This is a genomic window from Chryseobacterium luteum (assembly GCF_000737785.1).
Taxonomy (GTDB): Bacteria; Bacteroidota; Bacteroidia; order Flavobacteriales; family Weeksellaceae; genus Chryseobacterium; species Chryseobacterium luteum.
The window spans coordinates 111530-136434 of record NZ_JPRO01000020.1 but is presented as its reverse complement, the minus strand read 5'-3'; the positions used below and the strand labels follow the sequence as shown (position 1 = coordinate 136434).

Annotated in this window: 16 protein-coding genes; 15 read left to right on the top strand and 1 reads right to left on the bottom strand. The window is 37.8% G+C overall.

Annotation, left to right across the window (positions count from 1 at the left end):
• Nucleotides 1–23 precede the first annotated feature (23 nt).
• The 3 genes from IX38_RS17895 (at nucleotide 24) to IX38_RS17885 (ending at nucleotide 4746) form a co-directional block, all read left to right on the top strand.
• A complete protein-coding gene (locus IX38_RS17895) occupies nucleotides 24–2285 on the top strand; it encodes a histidine kinase dimerization/phosphoacceptor domain -containing protein (RefSeq protein WP_034707233.1) in 2262 nt (753 codons plus the stop codon).
• Between the two features lie 23 nt (nucleotides 2286–2308).
• Nucleotides 2309–3661 carry a sigma-54-dependent transcriptional regulator gene (locus IX38_RS17890; RefSeq protein WP_034707232.1) on the top strand — a complete coding sequence of 451 codons (1353 nt, stop codon included), beginning with the start codon at nucleotides 2309–2311 and terminating at the stop codon, nucleotides 3659–3661.
• 467 nt (nucleotides 3662–4128) lie between these two features.
• Complete coding sequence (locus IX38_RS17885; RefSeq protein WP_034707231.1) at nucleotides 4129–4746, top strand: TMEM175 family protein; 618 nt, start codon at nucleotides 4129–4131, stop codon at nucleotides 4744–4746.
• A gap of 60 nt (nucleotides 4747–4806) precedes the next feature.
• Here the strand turns inward: IX38_RS17885 and IX38_RS17880 are convergent, their stop codons facing one another.
• Nucleotides 4807–6390: a sigma-54 interaction domain-containing protein gene (locus tag IX38_RS17880; RefSeq protein WP_034707229.1), complete on the bottom strand. Its 1584-nt coding sequence runs from the start codon at nucleotides 6388–6390 to the stop codon at nucleotides 4807–4809.
• 642 nt (nucleotides 6391–7032) lie between these two features.
• On the opposite strand from IX38_RS17880, the gene IX38_RS17875 reads away from it, so the two are divergent.
• From IX38_RS17875 to IX38_RS17820, 12 genes are all read left to right on the top strand, one after another.
• On the top strand, nucleotides 7033–7758 hold the full coding sequence (locus tag IX38_RS17875; protein ID WP_034707228.1) for an NUDIX hydrolase: 726 nt from the start codon (nucleotides 7033–7035) through the stop codon (nucleotides 7756–7758).
• An 18-nt stretch (nucleotides 7759–7776) separates the two neighbouring features.
• Entirely contained in the window at nucleotides 7777–9261 is a 1485-nt protein-coding gene (locus IX38_RS17870) for a xylulokinase (protein ID WP_034707226.1), read from the top strand.
• A 107-nt stretch (nucleotides 9262–9368) separates the two neighbouring features.
• Nucleotides 9369–10697, top strand: coding sequence for a xylose isomerase (gene xylA / locus IX38_RS17865; RefSeq protein WP_034707292.1), 1329 nt, complete (start codon nucleotides 9369–9371; stop codon nucleotides 10695–10697).
• An 81-nt stretch (nucleotides 10698–10778) separates the two neighbouring features.
• On the top strand, nucleotides 10779–13637 hold the full coding sequence (locus IX38_RS17860; RefSeq protein ID WP_034707225.1) for a SusC/RagA family TonB-linked outer membrane protein: 2859 nt from the start codon (nucleotides 10779–10781) through the stop codon (nucleotides 13635–13637).
• 10 nt (nucleotides 13638–13647) lie between these two features.
• Nucleotides 13648–15597 carry a RagB/SusD family nutrient uptake outer membrane protein gene (locus IX38_RS17855; RefSeq protein ID WP_034707224.1) on the top strand — a complete coding sequence of 650 codons (1950 nt, stop codon included), beginning with the start codon at nucleotides 13648–13650 and terminating at the stop codon, nucleotides 15595–15597.
• Nucleotides 15598–15678: 81 nt separating this feature from the next.
• Nucleotides 15679–16854 carry a mannonate dehydratase gene (uxuA, locus tag IX38_RS17850; protein WP_034707291.1) on the top strand — a complete coding sequence of 392 codons (1176 nt, stop codon included), beginning with the start codon at nucleotides 15679–15681 and terminating at the stop codon, nucleotides 16852–16854.
• Between the two features lie 107 nt (nucleotides 16855–16961).
• Nucleotides 16962–17777, top strand: coding sequence for an SDR family oxidoreductase (locus IX38_RS17845; RefSeq protein ID WP_034707223.1), 816 nt, complete (start codon nucleotides 16962–16964; stop codon nucleotides 17775–17777).
• A gap of 115 nt (nucleotides 17778–17892) precedes the next feature.
• Nucleotides 17893–19311 carry a glucuronate isomerase gene (uxaC, locus tag IX38_RS17840; RefSeq protein ID WP_034707222.1) on the top strand — a complete coding sequence of 473 codons (1419 nt, stop codon included), beginning with the start codon at nucleotides 17893–17895 and terminating at the stop codon, nucleotides 19309–19311.
• A gap of 170 nt (nucleotides 19312–19481) precedes the next feature.
• Entirely contained in the window at nucleotides 19482–20483 is a 1002-nt protein-coding gene (locus IX38_RS17835) for a sugar kinase (RefSeq protein WP_034707221.1), read from the top strand.
• The gene (locus IX38_RS17830; protein ID WP_034707220.1) at nucleotides 20480–21115 is read left to right on the top strand and encodes a bifunctional 4-hydroxy-2-oxoglutarate aldolase/2-dehydro-3-deoxy-phosphogluconate aldolase; all 636 of its coding nucleotides are present in this window, start codon (nucleotides 20480–20482) and stop codon (nucleotides 21113–21115) included. The genes IX38_RS17835 and IX38_RS17830 overlap by 4 nt, the downstream gene beginning before the upstream one ends.
• A complete protein-coding gene (locus IX38_RS17825; RefSeq protein WP_034707219.1) occupies nucleotides 21116–22399 on the top strand; it encodes an MFS transporter in 1284 nt (427 codons plus the stop codon).
• Nucleotides 22400–22424: 25 nt separating this feature from the next.
• A complete protein-coding gene (locus tag IX38_RS17820) occupies nucleotides 22425–24887 on the top strand; it encodes a glycoside hydrolase family 95 protein (RefSeq protein ID WP_034707218.1) in 2463 nt (820 codons plus the stop codon).
• Nucleotides 24888–24905: the final 18 nt, after the last annotated feature.

Here is a 24905-nt window from a genome sequence, read left to right as displayed (position 1 = left end):
AGATAATGAATTATCTTTAAAAAATGAATTTTACCTCTCTTATTTCTGTCAAAAATTATCTGCGCATCGTATTTTCGGTGTCATTGTTTCTGCTTGTAAACATTCAGGCAGCTGCACAGGTAAAAGAAGATCCGGATCTATTGGAAAAGAAAATTGCCAATGCCGAAAGTGACAGCCAAAAGGTTGAATTACTGATCACTTTAAGCAGCTATTACCTTACTAAACCGGGAGAGCTTAAAGCAGATCTTGAAAAAGCAGATCATCTGAATATTGAAGCAAAAAAGTTAAGCAATACCTTAGGCTATACACTTGGTAATGGAAAAACAATGCTTTTGGATGCTCAGATTCATAGAGAAAAAGGTGATTCCAAAAATGGGTTAGAGAAAACCAATGAAGCACTTGCTTATGCTAAAAAAAATAATTTATATGTCCTTACAGCTGATGTTTACAGAGAACTTTGCGCCTATAAAGGGTATGAAAAAGAGGATGTAGAAGAAAAAATAAAATATCTTGAATTAGCCATTCCGCTTTACAAAAAAAATAAAGCACTAAAAAAAGAAGCGGATGCTTTGAAAGATCTTGCGGATTATTATGGCATTATAGAGCAGAATCAAAAAGCGTTGGCACTTCTTGAAAATGCGGTTGTTATTTATAAAGCGATTGGTTTCAAGGAACTCCAGGGTATTTATACCTTAATGTCAAGTAATTACGGGATATTACAAAATTCACAATTATCACTGAAGTATGCACTGTTGGCGGAAAAAACCGCAGAAGAAGTTCATGATACCAGTTACCAGTTGTGCACAATTTACAATCATTTGGGGCTTGCTTATTATGACCTGCTTAAATTTGACCTTGCATTTTCCAATTTTGAAAAATCGCTGAATATTGCCTTAAAAAATAAAAATGTAGATGATATCAATACAATAACTTATAACCTTGCATCACTCTACTGCCAGAAGAAAAATTATCCGGCAGCTCTGCGAACGCTGAAACGAACTGAAAAGAATTATCCTCCAAAGGATGAAATTACCAAAATCAGACAGCTCTTTATATTTGTAGTCTCTTATTCTATGCTCAAACAAACAGATAAAGCCAAACCCTATTATGAACAATTGCTAAAAAAATACAAGGAATCGGATGTTGGACTTTTCTATAAATTAACCGGAATTATCATCTATTTACAGCAGTCCGGCCAGGTAGAAAAAACATATGCGTATATCGAAAGATTCAAAGAATTTGCTAAAAAATCAGATAAGCTTATCTTTTATTCACAAATCGAACTTTTATCTTTTCAATCGGATTATGCCAGTAAAAAATACGAATCGGCCATTAAACATTTAAAACAGCATCAGGTATATAAAGACTCTATTTTTAATTTGGAAAAACTAAAACAGTCTGCGACACTGGAACTGCAATTTGAGACAGAAAAAAAAGACAAAAATATCAAAGTGCTTACACAGCAAGGGAAATTACAGGAAATAAAAATTCAGAACGATAAGGTTATCCGGTATGTATTTATAGGAAGCTTGATTGCTTTGGTCCTTTTTTTAGCTTTTTTATACAATAGTTTTAGATCTAAAAAGAAAAAAAACGAAGAATTAGAATTAAAAAGAAATCAGATCGATGAACAGAACGAACAGCTGAAAAAACTTTTGTCTGAAAAAGAATGGCTTTTAAAGGAAATTCATCACAGGGTTAAGAATAATCTCCAAATTGTCATTAGCTTATTAAACACGCAATCTGCTTATCTGGAGAATGAAGATGCGTTGATGGCGATCCAGAACAGTCAGCACAGAATGCATGCCATGTCTCTGATTCATCAGAAATTATACCAGTCAGACAATCTGTCGATGATCGATATGTCGTGGTATATTTATGAGCTGATCAGCTATATCAAAGAATGTTATTTATCAGAGAAAAACATCAAATTTGTGTTGGATACCGAAAAAGTATTTCTGGATGTGGCACAGGCGGTTCCGATGGGGTTAATTGTGAATGAAGCAGTCAATAATACCATAAAATACGCATTTCCAAAGAATAAAAGCGGTGAAGTGCTGGTTTCATTTAAAAATACAGGAGAAAATAATTACCGGCTTATTATTTCAGATAATGGAGTAGGACTTCCCGAAGGTTTTGATCTCGATGAAACAGAATCTCTCGGAATGAACCTCATGAGAGGACTTACCGACCAGCTCGACGGAACTTTTTCTCTGGAAAATAATAACGGCTTAAAAATAATAATAATATTTGCTAAAAATACAGAGATTGAAAATCACGGATAATGTGAGCGATATCTTTAGATAAAATGAAAGAAAAAATACTAATTGTAGAAGATGAGTTTATCGTAGCCAATGATCTTAAACTGATGCTTAAAAAAGCAGGTTATCAGGTTACAGGAATTGCGTCTTCCGTTGTACAGGCAAGAAAATCCATTGCCGAAAAAAAACCGGATTGGGTACTTTTGGATATCATGCTGAAAGGCGATCTTACCGGAATCGATCTGGCTTGGGAATTACGCAAAATAAACATCCCTTTTCTCTATATTTCTGCCAATACCAACCAGTCTACGCTGGAATCCGTGAAAGGAACGCAGCCGTACGGATTTATGGTAAAACCTTTCCGGGAACGGGATCTTATTGTGATGCTCGATATTGCGAAATACCGTTTTGATATCGAAAAAAATGCTGATGTTCAGGAATCCGAGAGTCACGGAGAAATAAAGGGAATTATCGGGAAAAGTCCTTTACTTCAGGAGGTTGTTGAAAAAATAAGAGTCGTTGCGCCAACAGATACTTCCGTTCTTGTGGTTGGAGAAAGCGGTACGGGAAAAGAAAAAGTGGCTCATTCTGTCCATAATCTTTCCGGTAGAAATGGCAGTCCGATTGTGATTGTCAACTGTGCAGCTTTGCCTCATTCTTTAATTGAATCTGAACTTTTCGGACACGAAAAAGGGAGCTTTACAGGAGCCAACGCCATGAGAATCGGAAAATTCGAACAGGCAAACGGAGGAACCATATTTCTGGATGAAATTGGTGAATTACCCTTGGATTCTCAGGTGAAATTACTGCGGGTTTTACAGGAAAAAGAAATCGAAAGATTAGGAGGAAATAAAACAATTAAGGTCAATGTAAGAATTGTAGCCGCCACCAACCGTTCTCTGGAAAAAGAAGTGGCAGAAGGGCGGTTTAGATTAGATTTATATTATAGATTAAATGTGTTCCCGATAGAATTACCTCCTTTAAGAGAAAGAAAAGAAGACATTGAACTATTAGCTAATTTTTTTCTGAATAAATATACGGCTGCTTCAAGAAGGAATATTAATTCAATCAGTGAAAGTGCTTTAGAACAACTCTATAATTACAGTTGGCCCGGAAATATCCGTGAATTGGAACATCTTATTGAAAGAAGCGTTCTTTTAGCTAAAACGACAGAAATTGAAAATTTTGAACTTCCGAAAACAACAGAAAAAATTTCGTCCGAATTTCAAGGTCAACTGAAATCGATGGAAGAAATGGAAAGAGATCATATTATGAATGCACTGCAAAGTTGTGGGGGAAAAGTTTCAGGAATTGGTGGCGCAGCAGAACTGCTGAAAATCCAACCGCAAACATTATATTCTAAAATGAAAAAACTGGGAATTGATAAAGGGTATAAATAAATACAACAATCTATTTATTCAATAGGATCGGACTTTAGCCCGCTTTCATAAAAACATCAAAAAAGGCTTCAGCCAAAACTTATTTAAATTTTTGAAGAAAATAGTTTAAGTTTCGTCAATTCGAGTGATTTTTCGAAACAAAGTGAAGAAAAATTGTATCGAGAATTTATATTTTATAAGCATCCTTAAAATTTGCTTAAAACAAAGTGAAGAAAAATTGTATCGGGAATTTATACTTAATAAGCATCCTTAAAATTTGCTTAAAACAAAGTGAAGAAAAATTGTATCGGGAATTTATACTTAGTAAGCATCCTTAAAATTTGCTTAAAACAAAGTGAAGAAAAATTGTATCGGGAATTTACACTTAATAAGCATTCTTAAAATTTATTTAAAACAAATTCCCGATACAAAATTCTTTCAGAATTTCACTCGAATTGACGAGTCTACCAACCAAATTAAAATCAATAATGGAAAAAGAAACGGGCAGGATAGAAGGATTCAGTGATGGCGTTTTTGCGATTGCCATTACGCTTTTGGTGCTAGATCTTCACATACCTGAAGAAAATTCAATAACAAATGGAAATGATCTGCTGATTTTTATGAAAAATCAATGGCCGACATTTTTGGCTTTTATTCTTTCGTTTTTCAGTATTTTTATCATGTGGGTGAATCATCATAAAATTTTTAAGCAGATCTACAGCCGTAATTCGGCGATTATGTTTGCCAACGGACTGATTCTTTTCCTGGTTTCAGCAGTTTCTTATCCTACGGCTCTTCTTGCCCGTTATTTCAATGGGGAAGCATCATCTGTGGTTGTGGCGATCTATACCGGGACTTTTGTTCTGATCAATCTTGCATTCAATTTACTTTGGTTTTTGGCAAGTAGGGATAAAAAGCTTCTTCGCCCGGGAATTACCGATCAGGCGATTAAAAAAATCCATAATAACTATTTATATGGACTTCCGGTTTACATTATTGCTTTGCTTTTTTCGTTTTGGATTCCTTCAGTCTCTCTGATTATTATTTTAGGACTCTGGATTTTTTGGGCTTTATCTTCCGGTAAAATTGAAATGAGTACGACATAATCAAACAAGAATTTTAATCATTAAACAGTTAATATTACCTTTAACATCACAGTTTGAAATTTATTCATTTTCCTTAAAATAATGACCTTTCTGTATTCCGAGTTTCTGCATTTTGGAAATAAGTGTTGTAGAAGGCAGCCCCAATAAAACAGCAGCTCCGTGTTTACCTGAAATTCTGCCGTTACATTTTTCAACTACTTTTAAAATATATTCTTTTTCTACCTGCTGCAATGTTTGAATCTGAAATTCCTGATCTTTATTTTGAGGAAAAATACCTTTCGGAAATTCCATTTCTTTGATAATGCTGTCTTTTGCCGTTAGAATGCTCCTTTCAACCATGTTTTCCAATTCACGGATATTTCCCGGCCACGGATTTTCACACATCGCATGTATCACTTTTCGAGAAAAACCGTTAATTTTCTTACCTGTTTTTAAATGATGTTTTTCTAAAAAATAATGGGCAAGTAACGGAATGTCCTCTTTTCTTTCACGCAAAGCCGGAAGATGAATCGGGAAGACATTCAGACGGTAAAAAAGATCACTTCTGAATCTGCCTTCTGCCACTTCTTTTTCCAGGATCCGGTTAGTGGCAGCAATAATTCTTACATTGACCTTAATTGTTTTATTTCCTCCGATTCTTTCAATTTCCTTTTCCTGCAAAACTCTCAGTAACCTTCCTTGAAGAATTAAAGGGAGTTCCCCAATTTCATCCAGAAATACAGTTCCTCCGTTTGCCTGTTCAAATTTCCCTTTACGCTGTTCCGTAGCCCCCGTAAAACTGCCTTTCTCGTGCCCGAAAAGCTCACTTTCTATAAGGTTGGCAGGAATAGACGCACAGTTAATCCTGATCATGGCATGATGAGACGAAGAAGAAAGCTCATGGATCGCTTGGGCTATCAGTTCCTTTCCTGTTCCGGTTTCTCCATAGATGATCACATTGGATGGGGAAAATGCGACTTGGGAAATTTGTCTGTAGATCTGCTGTATGACTTCGCTGTTTCCAATGATTCCGTTAAATCCTTCTTTACTTCTTTCCTCATCTTTTACATTTTTAATCTCTTTTTGAGGATTGGATATCTGGCTCTCATAAACGTCCAGCCTTTCAGAGAAAGAAACATTCCTGACGGTGATGGATAACTGTGTGGATATACCTCTCAATATCCTTTCTAACCGGTCATTGAATTCAGTGAAATTTTTATAAAAAAGGAAAACCACATTTTTATGATCTCCTACAGGGGGAAGGAAAAAACCTATTGCCATATGCATTCCCAGTTTTTTTCCACGGGTAAAATAAGGTATTGACACTTTTCTTTCAGAGAAGTCCTTTAGGTAAAAAACAACGGGTTCAGGTGATTGTATACATTGCCCGAAATAAATATCCAGGGAATCGGAGTTATTGTTATCATGCTCTTCGGTGATCATAGAGCTGTAGAAGATCTGCTGTTTATTGTCCTGTGCAGTAAGGATAATCACTTCATTAAATAGGAATTCATTTTTAAAAGATTGATTTAAAACACTGCTGAAATGTTTTTTATCCAGGACTTTGGCAAAAGCAGCAGTTATGGATGAAATCACCAGATATTCTTTCTGCATTTCCTGAAGCCGGGTTATTAAATCAATGTTTGGATCAGACAGTTTGTTCATAAAGATCTATTGATTGAAAGGTTAAAGGTAGGAAAAACACTACTATTTTGGAACAGCACAAATTAATTAATCTGAATTCAGGCTAATTAATCACAATGGGCCCAGAACTGTTTTTGTATGAGAAGATTAGACATTCATAAACCCTTTTGAAGTAAATCAGGTACATCAGATCTGCACGTCTTGTATATTTATAATGAAAACCCTTTTTAAAACCTTCCGTAAAAGTTTCAAAATCTCCTAACTGTGTACAGAAAAATCGTATGATTTGACAACTTTTTAGCTCTTAGGTTAAATAAATGTAAAAAATACACGTCTTAAATATATGGATTTGAGCAAAAAACAGGTGTTTTTCTTATACTTTTTTTAAAAAAAATGAAAGAACTTTATAATTTTCTTATCATAAATTAAATAAAAATAAATATTAATTTTTTAAGTGTCATTTTTACATTTAAATTGCTGTGTATTAAGGTTTTTCGTTATAATAATCATTATATTAATGATAACCTTATCATAATTTATAGATAATTCTTATCATAAAAAATTGATATGTAAACAGTTGATATATAGCTCGTAATGTATATTTTATTTTTTTTTCTCATTTGAATTTTTATATTTGTGATGTTACGTAAATGTTAATATAAGATGAACCCAGATTTTATTCATACCTATGTTTCTGTTGATTGTGTGGTATTCGGATTTGACTATGACAACAGACTCAATATTCTACTTGTGCAGCGCCGCATAGAGGACTTACCGGTAGACAGGCAGAGAAAATTGCCGGGTAGCCTTATTTTCAGTAACGAAGATGTGGATGATGCGGCTCATAGAGTTCTTCATGAATTAACAGGAATAAAAAAAATGGTTCTCAAACAGTTCAGATGCTTTGCAGATCCCTTTCGGGCAAGCAATAAGAGCGATATTAAGTGGATGGGAACCGAGTATATGCATAATATTGATCGGATTATTACAGTGGCTTATCTCTCTTTATGCAAGATCGATCATAAAATTAACAGCACCAAGTATGATACCGTAGACTGGTATCCTATAGATCAGGTTCCTGCATTACCTTTTGATCACAATAAGATCATCAATGAATCCTTGACAGAGATCAGAAGGTGGATTGAGACAGATTTTTCTATTATTTTTGAATTGCTGCCGAAAAAATTTACCATAAGGCAACTGTATCAGCTGTACAGCGCGCTAAGTGAGAAGCAAATCGACATCAAGAATTTTCATAAAAAGATTTCATCATTTAACTATATTATTCCTTTGGAGGAAATAGAAAAAAATGTATCGCACCGGGCAGCAAGATATTATAAGTTTGATGCTAAGATCTACAAGAAAAACAATACTAAACTAATCAAATAAATACCCCTTTTTCAAATTATGTATTTGCTAGGATATGACATAGGCAGTTCTTCTGTTAAAGTTTGTCTCATTGAGGCATCCAGCGGGAAAATTATTGCATCAGACTTTTCTCCGAAAAAAGAAATGAAAATCACCGCAGTCAACCCGGGTTGGGCTGAGCAGAACCCTTCTGACTGGTGGCTGAATCTGAAGCTGGCGCACGAATCTGTGATGCACGAATCCGGAATCAACGCCGAAGATATCAAAGGAATAGGGATCACCTGGCAGATGCATGGACTGATCCTGGTTGATAAAGATCAGAATTTGCTCCGTCCTTCGATTATCTGGTGTGACAGCCGAGCTGTTCCCTATGGTGAAAAGGCTTTTCAGGAAATAGGAACGGAAAAATGTTTATCCCATCTTCTTAATTCGCCGGGAAATTTCACCGCATCGAAACTGGCATGGGTAAAGGAAAACGAACCCGAAATTTTTGAAAAGATAGATAAAATAATGCTGCCGGGAGATTATATCGCCATGAAGCTTTCCGGAGAAATAGGAATGACCATTGAAGGACTTTCCGAAGGCATATTTTGGGATTTTAAAAACAACTGTATCTCTGAAGATGTCATTAATTATTACGGAATTCCTAAGAGCTTCTTTCCTGAAATTATTCCTACTTTCGGTATCCAGTCAACCGTTTCTGCACCGGCTGCTCAGGAATTAGGATTGAAAGAAGGAACCCCTATTTCATACAGAGCGGGAGATCAGCCCAATAATGCACTCTCTCTGAATGTTTTCAATCCCGGAGAAATCGCTTCAACAGCGGGTACTTCAGGAGTGGTATATGGAGTGCTGGATAAGCTGGAATATGATACACTTTCACGGGTAAATACATTTGCCCATGTCAATCACAGCCCTGAGCAAACCAGATTGGGAGTTTTACTGTGCATCAACGGGACAGGGATTTTAAACTCATGGCTAAAGCACAATTTTGCAACCTCGCTTTCTTCCTATGGTGATATGAATGATCTGGCATCACTTTCCCCCATAGGATCAAAAGGATTAAGCATCATCCCTTTTGGTAACGGGGCAGAAAGAGTGTTGGAAAACAAAGATACCAGCTGTTCTATGCACGGGATCAATTTCAACATTCATACAAAAGGAGATATTCTGCGGGCGGCACAGGAGGGAATTGTCTTTTCTTATGAATATGGAATGAATATCATGAGGAATATGGGCATGGACATCCAGGTCATCCGTGCAGGAAATACGAATATGTTTTTAAGTTCAATTTTCCGGCAATCACTTGCCAGTGTAAGCAATGCGGTGATTGAGCTTTACGATACGGACGGAGCGGTAGGAGCAGCCAGAGCCGCGGGAATGGGAATAGGTTTTTATGCCGATTCTAAAGAAGCATTTTCTTCCCTGGAAAAAATTGCAGTCATAGAACCAGAAACAGAAAAAAGAGAACAATATTTAGAAGCATACTCAAGATGGAAACAGCATCTTAAAGAAATCATTTAATCATTCTGCAACGAAGCTATTCATTGTACCTGTGGACCTATAAAATCAGCAGGCAGTGGATTCTTATATCAAATTATAAAAACAAACTTAAAATAAAATCAAATAATATGAACATTTTAACAGAAACAAAAACGTTTTTTCCAGGTATTGAAAACATCAGATTCGAAGGTCAAGAAAGCAGAAACCCTATGGCGTTCCGTTATTACGACGCAGATAGAATAGTGATGGGCAAGCCGATGAAAGAATGGATGCGTTTTGCAATGGCATGGTGGCATACCCTGTGTGCAGACGGTAGCGATCCATTCGGGGGAGCAACTATTCACCATCCCTGGGATATCGGTACTGATGCCGTTTCCAGAGCCAAGCATAAAATGGATGCAGGTTTTGAATTCATGTCTAAAATAGGATTCCAATATTACTGCTTCCATGATGTAGACTTAGTTGCACCGGCAGATAACTGGAAAGACTATGAGAAAAACCTTCAGGCTGTTGTAGAATATGCCAAAGAAAAGCAAAAAGAATCAGGAATCAAGCTTTTGTGGGGAACAGCCAATGTTTTTACGCATGAAAGATACATGAACGGAGCTTCTACCAATCCCAATTTTGATGTTGTAGCCTGTGCAGCAACTCAGGTTAAGAACTCTATCGACGCAACCATCGCTCTTGGTGGTGAAAATTACGTTTTCTGGGGTGGCAGAGAAGGCTATATGAGTCTTTTAAACACAGATATGAAGCGTGAGAAAGACCACCTGGCCCGTTTCCTTTCCATGTCCCGTGATTATGCACGCAGCCAGGGCTTCAAAGGGAATTTCCTTATTGAACCAAAGCCGATGGAACCTACCAAGCACCAGTACGATTACGATTCTGAAACAGTGATTGGCTTCCTGAGACATTATGGTCTAGACAAAGATTTCAAACTTAATATTGAAGTTAACCATGCTACTCTGGCAGGACATACTTTTGAGCATGAGCTTCAGGTAGCGGTTGATGCAGGATTATTGGGAAGTATCGATGCCAACAGAGGAGATTACCAAAACGGATGGGATACCGATCAGTTCCCTGTGGATTATCGTGATCTGGCTCAGGCATGGCTGGTACTGCTTCCGGCAGGAGGATTAGGAAGCGGAGGAGTTAATTTTGATGCGAAGATCAGAAGAAATTCTACCGATCCGGCAGATTTATTTATCTCTCATATTTCAGGAATGGATGTTTTTGCCAAAGGATTATTGGTTGCAGCAGATATCCTGGAAAACTCCGATTACAAAAAGTTACGTACAGAACGCTATGCTTCTTTTGACAGTGGTAACGGGAAAGCTTTTGAAGAAGGAGGTCTCACATTGGAAGATCTGCAGAGAATTGCACATGAAGCAGGAGAACCTCAGGCTAAAAGCGGAAAACAGGAGCTGTTTGAAGCAATCGTGAACATGTATATCTAATAATTATAGAAAGGTTTTCATTACAACACTAAGAATATTAATAACAGCCTTTCTATTAAAAAATATTAAAAAATAATAATTATGAACAGATTTCATTTTGCTAAAACCAACAGGGCTGCAATATTTTTTGCAATGGCCTTGTTACCTTCAAGCTTAGCTTATTCTCAGAGTAAAAAAGATACTGTTGCCAAAGAAAATAAGATAGAAGAAGTTATTGTAATTGGATACGGAACACAGAAAAAAGAAGCTGTTACCGGATCAGTATCGTCCCTGGGTGGCACCGCTCTTAAAGAAGTTCCCTCAGCCAACATAACCGATGCGATACAAGGACGTCTTCCTGGAGTTGATATTGGCAGGACTTCTACAAAACCCGGCGCTGTACAGCAGATTCGTATCAGGGGAGAACGCTCGTTAACGGGTTCCAACGATCCTTTGATAGTACTGGATGGAATTCCTTTTGTGGGTTCTTTAGGTGATATCAGCCCATCGGATATTAAAAGTTTAGATATCCTTAAAGATGCTTCCGCCACGGCGATTTACGGGTCGCGTGGTGCCAATGGAGTCATTTTAATAACAACAAACAGAGGCGTAAAAGGCCAGAAAGCACGATTTACCTACAACGGATATACCGGATTTCAGACCATTTTCTCAAAGTATCCATTAATGGACGGTCCTAAATTTGCCAAATTACGTGCAGATGCCAAAATGTTTACTAACGGACAGGATGAAAATAATGATATAAATACAGACTGGCAGGATAAATATTACGGGGTAGGACTGATGATGAACCATGATGTAGGTGTTGCAGGAGGAAGTGAAAAGGGTAATTATAACTTTGGAGTTGCCTATTTTCAGCAAAATGGAGTAGTACCTTTGCAAAGTTATAAAAGACTCTCTATCAGAGGTTCCCTGGATCAGGAAGTAAGTAAGTGGATAAAAGTAGGTTTCTCTACCAATTCAAACTTTTCCATCAATGATTTTAATGGAGTGAGCGGAGCACCGGTGTTAGGTTATTCTCCATTGGTTAGCCCTTACAATGCTAATGGAACTCCAAGGACAGTAATGTATAGTGCAATTGATCAGACAGCCATCCAGACGAGAGGTATTCTTGAAAGTTTAGGTGATGCTTATGCAGATCGTACCAATGCTTTCAGTTCATACAATAATCTTTATGGAGAACTGAAAATACCGGGGGTGGAAGGCCTTAAATACAGACTGAATGTTGGGCTTACCTACAGAAATTCAAACAGTGGAAGCTACACGGGAACTGGCGTATTCAACGTAAACCCTGCTACTGAATCTTCGGCAGCAATAGGAAATTCCCTTACTACACAGTGGGTATTGGAAAATATATTGTCTTACGACAGAACCTTTGGTAAGCATAAAATTAATGCTACAGCATTATATTCTACAGAACAGACAAAGTATAACGGCTCCTATATATCAGCAAGAGATGTGCCTATCGGAGCGTTTCAATATTTTAATTTAGGGCACGCACAAGGTGAGGTGACAATTGATCCGAATAATCAGGGATATTATAAAAGAGGTCTTATGTCTTTCATGGGAAGAGCCTTATACCAATACGATAACCGTTATATGCTTACTGCTACTGTTCGTTCAGACGGAGCTTCAGTTTTGGCGAAAGGGCACCAGTGGCATACCTATCCTGCAGTTTCAGTAGGCTGGAATGTTGCCAATGAAAGCTTCCTTAAAGATTCAAAATACATCAACGTATTTAAGCTGAGAGCAGGTTATGGACAGACTTCTAACCAGGCGGTGGTTCCATATACCACTTTTGGTAGCCTAAGCACTTTTCCTTATAATTTTGGTGATGAGTATGTTATAGGAAATCATGCAAATACTGCTTCAAATTCATCTCTGGGATGGGAGTTTTCAAAAACCTGGAATTATGGGGTAGATTTTACTTTATTCAACAGGAGAATTAACGGTACTGTAGAATATTATGTTACCAATACAGAACAATTATTGTTAAACAAAGGATTACCATCATCCAGCGGTTTAACGTCAGTAACACAAAACGTGGGAGCATCCCAGAATAAAGGTCTTGAAATATCACTTAATGGTGTTATTTTCAATAATCCTGACGGGTTCAGCTGGGAAGTAGGAGGTAATTTATATACCAACAAAAATAAAATTACAGCATTGGCTGCCGGAACCGATCGAAACGAGGCGAACCTATGGTTTGTAGGGCATAACATTAATGCATTATATGATTACCAGTATGTAGGCCTATGGCAGAATGGAGATCCTTACCTTAGCGTATTGGAGCCCGGAGGAAATGTAGGGATGATCAAAGTTTTATACACAGGCGGATATAATGCAGACGGAACCCCGAGCAGAGCTATCGGACCTGCTGACAGACAGATTATTGATACCAATCCGGATTTTATGGGAGGTTTCAATACAAGATTGGCTTATAAAAATATCGACCTTAGTGTGGTTGGTGCATTTCAGAAAGGTGGAGTATTAATCAGTACACTATATGGCTCTTCAGGATATCTGAACAGGTTATCAGGTAGAGGAAACAACGTGGATGTTGATTACTGGACTACAGAAAATCCAGACGTACGCTATCCGAAACCAGGTGGAATGATGAACGGAGACAACCCGAAATACGGTTCAACCTTAGGCTTATTTGATGGTTCATATGTAAAAATCAGAACCATTACAGTAGGGTATAATTTTGATAAAAATACCTTAGATGATTTAGGAGTGAGCAGCCTGAGACTATATGTTACAGTACAGAATCCGTTTGTTTTCGGTTCTCCTTACTACAGAGAATCTGGTATGGATCCGGAACCAAACTCAAGAGGTGATGAGAATCAAGCTGTAAATTCATACAAGAAAAACCAGTTAATAATTGGTACAAATAATCCTTCTACAAGAAACTATATGATGGGGCTAAACCTAACCTTTTAAAAGAAAAATCATGATCAATTTAAATAAAAAATTTATCGCTGCTCTATTTTTAGCATCATTAACATTCAGTACAGGATGTAATGAGATATTGGATGAACAGCCAAGAGGCATATATACACCGGAAGATTTTACGACAGAAAGAGGTATTACACAAGGTGTTACGGCTATGTACAGACAAATGAGAATGCTTTATGGGAACGGATATTTCTTAAACTCTACTATGACAGGTACCGATGAGGCAACCTGGGGAAAAGATGCAGATGGAAATTTTAAAGTATTGGATATGTCTAATAATGGCAATATTGACAGCTCAACTTTTCCAACAAGTATGGTGTGGGGATCTGTTTTTCCTGCCATCAATTCTGCAAATGGAGTTATACAAAACGGCCCTTTAATTAATGTACCCGAATCTCTGATTTCAGAAGCAAGATTTTTCAGATCATTTTATTATTTCTTACTGGTTCAGACCTATGGCGGTGCGCCGCTGGACTTAGGAGCAGGAGAATTGAAATTTAATACCCTTCCGGCAACCACTTCGGTAAGAAATACCGTTTCGGAAGTTTATACAAAAGCCATTTTCCCGGATTTAATCAAAGCTATTGATAATCTTCCCGCAAGCCCAAGGGTTACCGGTGGTGTTACCAAAAATGTTGCCAGATTATATCTTTCAAAAGCATATTTAACGTATGCCTGGTGGCTTCAGAATCCAAACAGTATCCCAACCTATCCGGAGACAACGAGAACAGATCCTGATGGGCACAATGCACAATGGTACTTCCAAAAAGCTTACGATATTGCATTGGACGGAATCACTAATCCCGGACCTTATGCTTTAGAGCCTACTTATTATAATTTAAATGTAGGATCAAATGACCGTAATAAGGAGTGTATGCTTTATGCAGACCATACAGAGACAAGTGCTTACTATAATGAAGGTATTATTCAGGCAAGTTATGGGGATGGCTGGTCTCCAAATAATTTTGCTGCATGGATGATGACCTGGAATTATCCCAATATCAGAAGCAGTACTTCCAGTACATCATGGTCTGCCGTAAGCTCTGTACAGAGAGCAGCAGCTCAGGATTTAGGACGTCCATGGACGCGTATGGCTCCTACCATTGAAGTTATTAAAAATACATTTGCCGACAAAACAAACGATTCCAGATATGACGGAACATTCGTGACCACCTACCGCGGTAACTGGGACAAAGCAGGGATGACTCAGACTACCTTGTATAATGCCAATAATCTTCCGGTACATCCTGGTGATGCTATCTTAACGTTCCTCAATGACGATTCTGCACAGCCAACGTATCCTTCCAATGCTGGTAATAGCAATATTGGGGCAGGAACACTTTCAGGAAGAGCAGACTGGGTAGTTGCACCGAATGGTGTCAGCAGAGTAGTATACCCGGGTATATGGAAAATAGGAACTTATCGTACAGATAATGGCAGCGGTTTAGGATACCCGAACCCAAGTTTAACCCGTCCGTTTGTAGCCGCTAAATTTTCAGAATTTTATTTCTTGGCAGCTGAAGCAGCGGTTAAAGGTGCTTCCGGATCTATGAGCCCTAGAGATCTTATCAATGTAATCAGAGCCAGAGCAGGAAAATGGGTATGGAGTGTTGGCGGAAACGTTGCAAAAGTACAGGATAACAGTGCTGCAATGATTGCTGCTACACCAAATACCATTACACTAGATTACATTCTGGCAGAAAGATCCCGTGAGTATTATGGCGAGGGATACAGATGGTATGATCTGGTACGTACACAGAAATGGGAAGAATATGCAGCTACTTATAAAATTGGAGGTCCTAATTATGGAGATCATACACCTCAGACAGTAACACGTAATATTCAGAAATTCCATTATCTGAGACCAATTCCTCAGGGACAGCTTGATGCTATGGAAGTTTCAGCAGATATCAAAGCTAAATACCAAAACCCTGGTTACAACTAATATTTATACACATTCATGTTAACAGAAGCAAAGTAGGTGTTACATTACACCTGCTTTGTTTTAATGAAAAAAATAAAATGTATGGAAAAAACATGGCGTTGGTTTGGTAAAAAAGACAAAATACAATTAAATATGCTCCGCCAAATCGGAGTAGAAGGCATTGTTTCTGCGCTTCACGACATTCCTAACGGAGAAGTTTGGACGTTGGACGCAATTAACGATTATAAAAATTATATAGAAAGTTTCGGACTTCGCTGGTCTGTCGTAGAAAGTCTGGCAGTAAGTGAAGCCATAAAATATGGAGGGGAAAACAGAGATCAGTTAATAGAAAATTATATTCAGAGTATTGAAAATCTTGGAAAATCTGGTGTAACAACGGTTTGTTACAATTTTATGCCGGTTCTGGATTGGGCTCGTACAGATTTGTTTTATCAGTGGGAAGACGGTTCGTCGTCACTGTACTTTGATAAAGCTAAATTTGCTTATTTTGAAATTCATATTCTGCAAAGAAAAGGTGCAGAAAACGATTATAATTCAGAGATTCTTCAGAAAGTAGAACAATTAAAAAATACTTTAACGGAAGAAGACAATAATGATCTGATAGACTCGATCATTGTAAAAACACAAGGTTTTGTTAACGGAAACATCAAGGAAGGTGACAAAAACCCAGTACAATTATTCAAAAATCTATTAGCATTATATGATGGAATTGATAAAAATCAGCTCCGTCAGAATATGAAATATTTCCTGGAAAAAATAATGCCTGTCTGCGGAAAGTGGAATATCCAGATGTGCGTACATCCAGATGATCCGCCATTTTCATTGTTAGGTTTACCAAGAATCGTCACCAATGAAGAAGATATCGACTGGCTTTTAAACGCCGTCGATAATCCTCACAACGGACTCACATTCTGTACAGGTTCTTTAAGTGCCGGTCTTCAGAATGATGTTCCGAAGCTTGCCCAAAAATATGCTCACCGAATAAAATTTGTCCATTTAAGAAGCACCAATGTCTTTGAAAACGGAGATTTTATCGAAGCTCATCATTTAGGTGGAAGAGGAAAATTAATCGAAGTAATCAAAATCTTTGAAAAAGAAAACCCGGATTTACCAATGCGTGTGGATCATGGCAGACTTTTGACGGATGATATTGACAAGGGTTACAATCCAGGCTATTCATTTTTAGGAAGAATGCTCGCTTTAGGACAAATCGAAGGTGTGATGGCTGCAGTACAAAACGAAATGTCAAAACAATAACATCCGAACCCCGAAGGGTTCAACAATAATAGCCGCAGGTAAAACCTGTGGAATTTATAAACAAATGAAACGAATCCGAAGGATTCAATATCATAAATTATAAAATAATGAACGAAATATTCAGCATAAAAGATAAAGTTGCCGTAATTACAGGAGCTTCCGGCGTTCTAGGCGGAAGTCTGGCTAAAAGTTTCATCGAGGCCGGAGCGAAAATTGTTGCCCTTGGAAGAAATCAGGAAACTCTGGATGCTCGTGTGAAAGAACTGACAGCTTTAGGAGGCGAAGCATTTGCTGTGGAAGCTAATGTAATGAATGTTGAAAGCCTTGAATCTGCTTCAAAAAAAATTCTCGAAAAATACGGCAAGATCGACATTCTCCTCAATATTGCAGGAGGAAATATTCCTTCCGCAACATTAGCACCTGACCAATCCTTTTTCGACCTGAAAATGGAAGCCTGGAACGAAGTAACCGATTTAAATATCAACGGAACGGTTTACCCAAGCTATGTTTTCGGAAAAGTAATGGCAGAGCAGGGAAATGGAAGTATTGTCAATATTTCCTCAATGGCGGCTTATTCTGCAATCACAAGAGTTGCTGGTTATTCAGCTGCAAAATCTGCAATTACCAATTTTACCCAATGGCTGGCTTCAGACGTAGCTTTAAAATTTGGTGATAAAATCCGTGTCAATGCCATTGCTCCCGGATTTTTTATCGGAGATCAGAACCGCGCAATTTTATTAAACCCGGATGGCTCTTTAACTGATCGAAGCAAAAAAGTCATTGCAAAAACCCCAATGGGACGTTTTGGAAATGCAGATGAACTCAACGGAGCTGTTCAGTTCCTTTGTTCAGACGCAGCAAGTTTTATCACTGGTGCTTTATTGCCTATTGATGGTGGTTTCAGTGCATTCAGTGGTGTTTAAGATTAGTAATATTTTTCTTCATATAGTAGTTGCAAGGCCTTAGATGATATTATAGATTTCAATTAAGGTCTTGCTTTTAAAGATTTTTACAAAATCAAATCATTTAAATTGAATAATGACTCATTCCATTAAAAATAAAGAAGTTTTCGGAGAATCGTTTTTGCTGGAATCGGCAAAGGCAGAAAATCTATATTTCGGATACGCAAAAGAAATGCCGATTATTGATTACCATAATCATCTTGAGCCAGATGTAATTTCAAATAATCAGAATTTCCGTTCGCCAACGGCGATTTGGCTGGATGGTGATCATTACAAATGGCGGGCAATGAGAAATTTCGGGATTGATGAACAATTCATTTCCGGCAAAGCTTCAGACCTTGAAAAATTCAAACAATGGTCAGAAGTTGTACCATATACACTTCGCAATCCATTATTTCACTGGACACATCTGGAACTCAAAAATCCTTTCGCAATAAAAGAATATCTGTCTCCGAAAAATGCAGATTTTGTTTATCATCAGATGAATGAATGTTTGCAGACCTCAGATTTTTTACCACAATCCATCATTCAGAATTTCAAAGTAGAAGCACTTTGCACAACAGACGACCCTTCTGATGATTTGACTTATCATAAAGCATTAAAAAAAAGTGGTTTTAAAATTCAGGTTTTACCGGCTTTCCGTCCCGATTCTTACATCAATATCATCAATCCTGAGCAATATCTTTCAAACATCAAAAAGCTTGAAAATGTTTGCGAAACTTCAATCGAATCAGTTTCCGACTTATTAAATGCACTTCAATCCAGAATCAATTATTTTGCAGAAGTAGGAGCTAAAGTTGCCGACCACGGTTTTGAATATTTTCCAGATACCACAAAATGGAATATTGAATTAGAAACCGAATTTTCTGAATTTTTAAAGGGAAATAATCCAACATTTTCAAATCCTGAAGCATTGTGCGGCTATCTGCTGAAAGAGCTTTGCAAAATGTACGCTGAAAAAGACTGGGTTCAGCAATTTCACGTTGGAGCAACCAGAAATAATAATTCCGAAATGCTTAAAAAAATCGGAATTAATGCAGGTTATGATGCCATCAGCGAACAATATTTTGCTCAAAGATTGAGTGTTCTTCTGGACGAACTCAATTCTGCCGGACAACTCACCAAAACCATTATTTATAACCTTAATCCCACTTTTAATGAAGTTTTAGCGACACTTGCCGGGAATTTCAATGAAGGCGGAATTAAGTCCAAAGTACAGTTTGGTGCAGCCTGGTGGTTTCTCGACCAATTAGACGGAATGAAAAAGCAGATGAACACGCTTTCCAACATCGGTCTCATCAGCACATTCGTCGGAATGCTGACCGATTCGCGAAGTTTGCTGTCATTCTCAAGACACGATTATTTCAGAAGACTTTTGTGCAATATGTTCGGCAGCGAGATGGAAAAAGGATTGCTTCCCAATGACGAAGAATGGGTAGGAAAAATCATTCAGGACATCTGTTATCACAACACGAAAAATTATTTTGAAATATAAAAATCCCGAAGGGACGACTTAGCAAAGGATAGGATGAAAATCCTATCAAAAAAATTAATTCGAATTCAATAAACCTCATAGGTTTTTAAAACCTATGAGGTTTTAAAAGACAGAATCCGAAGGGTTCAATATTAATAGCCATAGGCGCAACCTATGGAAAGAACGATTTAATGACAGACAGTAATAAAATATTATGCTTCGGGGAACTTCTTCTTCATTTTGCCCCGGATTCCGAAGGAAACTGGCTCAATGACCAGTCTCTGAAAATCTTCGTGGGCGGTGCAGAATACAACGTGGCTTCTGCTCTTGCACAATGGAAAAATCCTGTTAAACTTCTTTCAGCTTTGCCGGAAAATTTTGTAGGAAATCAATTGAAATCTCAGCTGGAAAATAAAGGAATCGAAATTCTTGCAGAAAAAAATAACGGCAGAATCGGAACATTTTACCTGTCTTCGGACGGCGATATGCAAAACGCATCGGTAGTTTACGACCGTTTTCCGTCAGTTTTCACGGAATCTGATTTTAGCACTTTTAGTTTAGATGAAACATTTTCAGAAGTAAAATGGCTTCACATCAGCACCATTACACCGGCTTTGAGTGAAAATGCCTATCAGAAATGTCTGGATTTAATGAAAGAAGCAGCGTCAAGAAACATCACGGTTTCTCTCGATTTGAATTACCGTTCCGCCCTTTGGCAGAACAGAAATCCGTTTGAAAAAATTATCGCATTGATGCCTTTTGTTAATGTTTTGATGGGAAATATCTGGTCAATCCAACAGTTTTTGGAAATTCCGGTAGAATATGAATTAAATGGAAGTTTTGATGATAAAAACCTTTTAAAGCAGGCAGAAAAATCAGCATTAGAAATTCAGAAAAAATTTCCTAATGTAAAATTGGTTGCCAATACATTCCGGTTTACGAACGGCGAAGAAGTCAATTATTTTGCGACTTTATTTGCTGATGATAAGCTTTTGGTTTCGCAACAATATCATTCAGACAAAATTGAAGAAAGAGTAGGAAGCGGCGATTCTTTTATGGCAGCTTTGATTCACGGAACTTTAAAAGGAAATTCCTCACAACAGATTCTAGAAGATGCTACAAAAGTCGCTTTCAAAAAACTTTTTGTAAAAGGCGATACGATTAATGACAGTATTAATATTGAAAAATTATGAGTGTAATACTACAAAAGATAAAAGACCAGAAAATTGTTCCGTTATTTTATAGCGAATCATTCGAGGTTTCAAAAAATACCGTAAAAGCTTTGTACGAAGCTGGAATCCGTGTGATAGAATATACCAACCGAGGTATTCAGGCATTGGAGAATTTTACTAAATTAAAAGAAATCTCTGCCAACGAATTTCCAGAACTTTTACTGGGAATCGGAACCGTGAAAAATATAAAGGAAATGGATGATTATGCCGATGCAAAAGCAGATTTCATCATTACACCTGTCATCACTGAAGAGCTTGTAAAACATTCAGTTTCAAAAAATATTATTTTAATTCCGGGCTGTTTCACACCTTCTGATGTCAATGTAGCCTTCCAAAATGGACTTCGCTTAGTAAAGATTTTTCCGGCAGATGCTTTAGGCAAAAATTATATCAAATCCATTCAACCCGTTTTCCCTGGAATGAATTTTATGCCAACTGGAGGAATAAATGCTGATGTAGTTGACATTACAGAATGGCTTAATGGCGGCGCAATTGCTGTCGGATTAGGAAGTTCGCTCATCAAAACAGATTTTACGGCAGAACAATTGACTGAAAAAGTTCAGAATTTATTACAACAACTTAATCAAAACTAAATGCAGGCTCCTAAAAATCACAATATCAGATGGTTTATGCTGTCTTTGGTCTTTCTCGCCACCACCATCAATTATCTCGACCGTCAGGTAATGGGTTTGCTGAAACCTGTTCTTGAAAAAGAGTTTAATTGGGACGAAAAAGATTATAGCTACATCGTGATGGCATTTACCACCACTTACGCCATCGGTTATCTGGCAATGGGTCGTTTTATAGATAGGGTGGGAACTAAAATCGGTTATGCCGTTTCCCTAATTGTCTGGAGTCTGGCTTCGATAGGACACGGTTTTGTGAAAAGCACTGTTGGATTTTTGATTGCAAGAAGTACCCTTGGCATCAGTGAAGCTGGGAATTTTCCCGCAGCAATAAAATCTGTTGCAGAATGGTTTCCGAAAAAAGAAAGAGCCTTGGCAACGGGGATTTTCAACTCCGGAGCAACGGTTGGAGCTATTTTAGCACCGCTTCTCGTGCCATTTATTTTGGGTCATTATGGATGGAGAGCAACCTTCGTTTGGATTGGAGCGCTCGGTTTATTATGGATTGTCCTTTGGTGGAGATTCTACACCATTCCCGAAAAAACAAAAAAGCTGAGTCAGGAAGAGTTACAATACATCAAAAGTGATCAGTATGGAAAAACACAGGAACAATCCAAAGTTCCATTGTCAGAATTATTAAAATACAAAGTCACCTGGTCTTTTGCCATCGGAAAAATTCTGACAGACCCGATTTGGTATTTCTTTATGTTCTGGCTGCCGGCTTATTTTTCAGACGTATTTAAAATGGATATGACAAAACCTTCCATTCCGTTGATTATCATTTACAGCGGAACCACGATTGGAAGCATCGGCGGTGGTTATCTTTCCTCATTTTTAATTAAAAAAGGCTGGGCAATCGGAAGAGCCAGAAGTTTGACAATGCTCTTGTTTGCTTTAATGGTCGTTCCGGTAATGTTCTCAAAATATGTCGACAATATGTGGCTGATTACCATCATCATTGCCTTTGCAACCGCAGCGCATCAAGGTTGGGGAGCCAATCTGATGACAACTGTTGGCGACAAATTACCTAACAATTATGTAAGTTCGGTTATCGGATTTGGCGGAATGCTCGGTTCAGCAGCAGGAATTATTTTCCCGCTTTTTATCGGAATTGTCTTAGATACTTTCAAGAAAGCAGGAAACATCAACGGTGGATACAACATCATATTTTTCATTGCCGGCGTTTCTTACGTTGCGGCTTGGGGAATTATTTGGTTGATCAACAGGAAAAAGACTGAAATTTCTATTTAAAATTAATAAAATATAAAAAATAAAAATGAACGTAAAACATTGCATATTAACCATCTGTATTTTCATTAGTGGATTTTCCTTTGCCCAGAAAGGCGGGAAATATAAGCTTTGGTACGACAAACCCGCAAAACAATGGGTTGAAGCGTTACCTGTTGGAAATGGAAGATTGGCGGCAATGGTTTTCGGCGATCCTTCAAAAGAAAGACTTCAGCTGAATGAGGGCACATTCTGGTCGGGTGGTCCTTCCCGAAATGACAATCCTGATGGTCCCAAAGTGTTGGATTCTATCCGGTATTATTTATTTAACGGAAATTACAAAAGAGCCGAAATCCTTTCCAATAAAGGTTTGACGGCAAAAACACTTAACGGTTCAGCGTTTCAGAATATCGGGGATTTGAATCTTGATTTTAATAATCTCGGCGATGTTAAAGATTATTACCGTGAGCTTGATATTGAAAAAGCAATAACAACAACCACGTTTTCCTCCAACGGAACTCATTATAAAAGAGAAGTTTTCGCTTCAATTCCGGATCAGGTAATTGTGATAAAACTAAGTTCAGACAAAAAAAATGCACTGAATTTCAATGCCGGATTCAACAGCGAACTGAAAAAAAACACAAAAGCGATTGATGCCAATACCTTGCAGATGAATGGACTTTCTTCAACATTGGATGGCGTTCAGGGTCAGGTTAAATTCAATGCACTGGCTAAATTCATTACCAAAGGAGGAACAACTTCTGTTTCAGGAAACGGAATTTCGGTTGCCAATGCAGATGAAGTGATGATTCTCATTTCAATCGCCACCAATTTCACAGACTACAAAACTTTGAATACTGACGAAGTTTCAAAAAGCAAAAAATACATTTCACAATCAGAAACTAAAAATTTCAATACTTTATTTAAAAATCATCTCAACGTCTATCAGAATTATTTCAAAAGGGTAGATTTCAATCTTGGAACTTCTCCTGCGTCACAATTTCCAACGGATTTGCGTGTTAAAAATTTTGCCACAACTTACGATCCTGAGCTCGTCTCACTGTATTATCAGTTTGGGCGTTATCTATTGATTTCTTCCTCACAACCGGGCGGTCAGCCCGCTAATCTTCAGGGGATTTGGAATAATTCCAACAAGCCAGCGTGGGACAGCAAATACACTATTAACATCAATACGGAAATGAATTACTGGCCGGCGGAAAAAACCAATCTGCCGGAAATGCACGAACCGTTGATTCAGATGATAAAAGATTTGAGCGTAACCGGGGCAGAAACGGCAAAAGTAATGTACAAAAGCCGTGGTTGGGTCGCACATCACAACACTGATATCTGGAGAATTACAGGCGTTGTAGACTTTGCCAATGCCGGACAATGGCCAATGGGAAGTGCTTGGCTTTCTCAGCATCTTTGGGAAAAATATCTGTACAGTGGAGACAAAAATTATCTCAAATCCATTTATCCCGTTCTGAAATCTGCGACACAGTTCTATGAAGATTTCCTGATTGAAGAACCTACCCACAAATGGCTGGTCGTAAGTCCGTCTATGTCTCCCGAAAATATTCCGCAGGGAAACAAGGGAAGTGCTTTGGCATCAGGAAATACGATGGATAACCAGTTAATGTTTGACCTGTTCAGCAAAACAAAAAAAGTAGCACAAATCTTAAATATAGATTCAGATAAAATTCCGGTTTGGAACAATATCATTTCCAAATTACCACCAATGAAAATCGGTCGATACGGTCAGCTTCAGGAATGGATGGAAGATTGGGACAACCCGAAAGACAATCACAGACACGTTTCTCATTTGTATGGATTATTTCCCGGAAATCAAATCAATCCTGTCACAACGCCCGAACTTTTTGATGCTTCAAAAACAGTTTTGTTACACCGTGGTGATGTTTCCACAGGCTGGTCGATGGGCTGGAAAATCAATCTTTGGGCTAAATTATTAGACGGAAACCACGCCAATAAATTAATAAAAGACCAGTTAACTTTAGTGGAAAATGACGGTTGGGGCGAAAAAGGAGGAACCTATCCGAATTTGTTCGATGCACATCCGCCGTTTCAGATTGATGGAAATTTCGGTTGTACTTCAGGAATTACCGAAATGCTTTTACAGACACAAAACGGAAGCATTGACATTTTACCCGCACTTCCTGACGAATGGAAAAACGGAAATATTTCCGGACTGAAAACGTATGGCGGTTTTGAAGTCAGTATTGTTTGGAAAGACAATCAGGCAACCGAAGTGATTATAAAATCAAATCTGGGCGGAAACTGCAGAATCAGTGCACCTAATAAAATGGAATTGAAAGGTAAGAACGTCTTAAAATTAGCCTCGGGAAGTAATCAAAATCCATATTTTGAAATTCCGAAAATCAAAGAACCTATAATTTCACCAGAAGCAAAATTGAATGAGGTTAAAATGAAAGAAAGATTCATCTATGATTTTCCAACAGATGCAGGAAAAATATATACATTAAAAATTAAATAATAATCTAAAAAATATAAC

Bases quoted from the DNA above. Each gene is read 5' to 3' on its own strand.
- IX38_RS17895 (WP_034707233.1), top strand. From the start codon at position 24: ATGAATTTTACCTCTCTTATTTCTGTCAAAAATTATCTGCGCATCGTA.
- IX38_RS17890 (WP_034707232.1), top strand. From the start codon at position 2,309: ATGAAAGAAAAAATACTAATTGTAGAAGATGAGTTTATCGTAGCCAAT.
- IX38_RS17885 (WP_034707231.1), top strand. From the start codon at position 4,129: ATGGAAAAAGAAACGGGCAGGATAGAAGGATTCAGTGATGGCGTTTTT.
- IX38_RS17880 (WP_034707229.1), bottom strand. From the start codon at position 6,390: ATGAACAAACTGTCTGATCCAAACATTGATTTAATAACCCGGCTTCAG.
- IX38_RS17875 (WP_034707228.1), top strand. From the start codon at position 7,033: ATGAACCCAGATTTTATTCATACCTATGTTTCTGTTGATTGTGTGGTA.
- IX38_RS17870 (WP_034707226.1), top strand. From the start codon at position 7,777: ATGTATTTGCTAGGATATGACATAGGCAGTTCTTCTGTTAAAGTTTGT.
- xylA (WP_034707292.1), top strand. From the start codon at position 9,369: ATGAACATTTTAACAGAAACAAAAACGTTTTTTCCAGGTATTGAAAAC.
- IX38_RS17860 (WP_034707225.1), top strand. From the start codon at position 10,779: ATGAACAGATTTCATTTTGCTAAAACCAACAGGGCTGCAATATTTTTT.
- IX38_RS17855 (WP_034707224.1), top strand. From the start codon at position 13,648: ATGATCAATTTAAATAAAAAATTTATCGCTGCTCTATTTTTAGCATCA.
- uxuA (WP_034707291.1), top strand. From the start codon at position 15,679: ATGGAAAAAACATGGCGTTGGTTTGGTAAAAAAGACAAAATACAATTA.
- IX38_RS17845 (WP_034707223.1), top strand. From the start codon at position 16,962: ATGAACGAAATATTCAGCATAAAAGATAAAGTTGCCGTAATTACAGGA.
- uxaC (WP_034707222.1), top strand. From the start codon at position 17,893: ATGACTCATTCCATTAAAAATAAAGAAGTTTTCGGAGAATCGTTTTTG.
- IX38_RS17835 (WP_034707221.1), top strand. From the start codon at position 19,482: ATGACAGACAGTAATAAAATATTATGCTTCGGGGAACTTCTTCTTCAT.
- IX38_RS17830 (WP_034707220.1), top strand. From the start codon at position 20,480: ATGAGTGTAATACTACAAAAGATAAAAGACCAGAAAATTGTTCCGTTA.
- IX38_RS17825 (WP_034707219.1), top strand. From the start codon at position 21,116: ATGCAGGCTCCTAAAAATCACAATATCAGATGGTTTATGCTGTCTTTG.
- IX38_RS17820 (WP_034707218.1), top strand. From the start codon at position 22,425: ATGAACGTAAAACATTGCATATTAACCATCTGTATTTTCATTAGTGGA.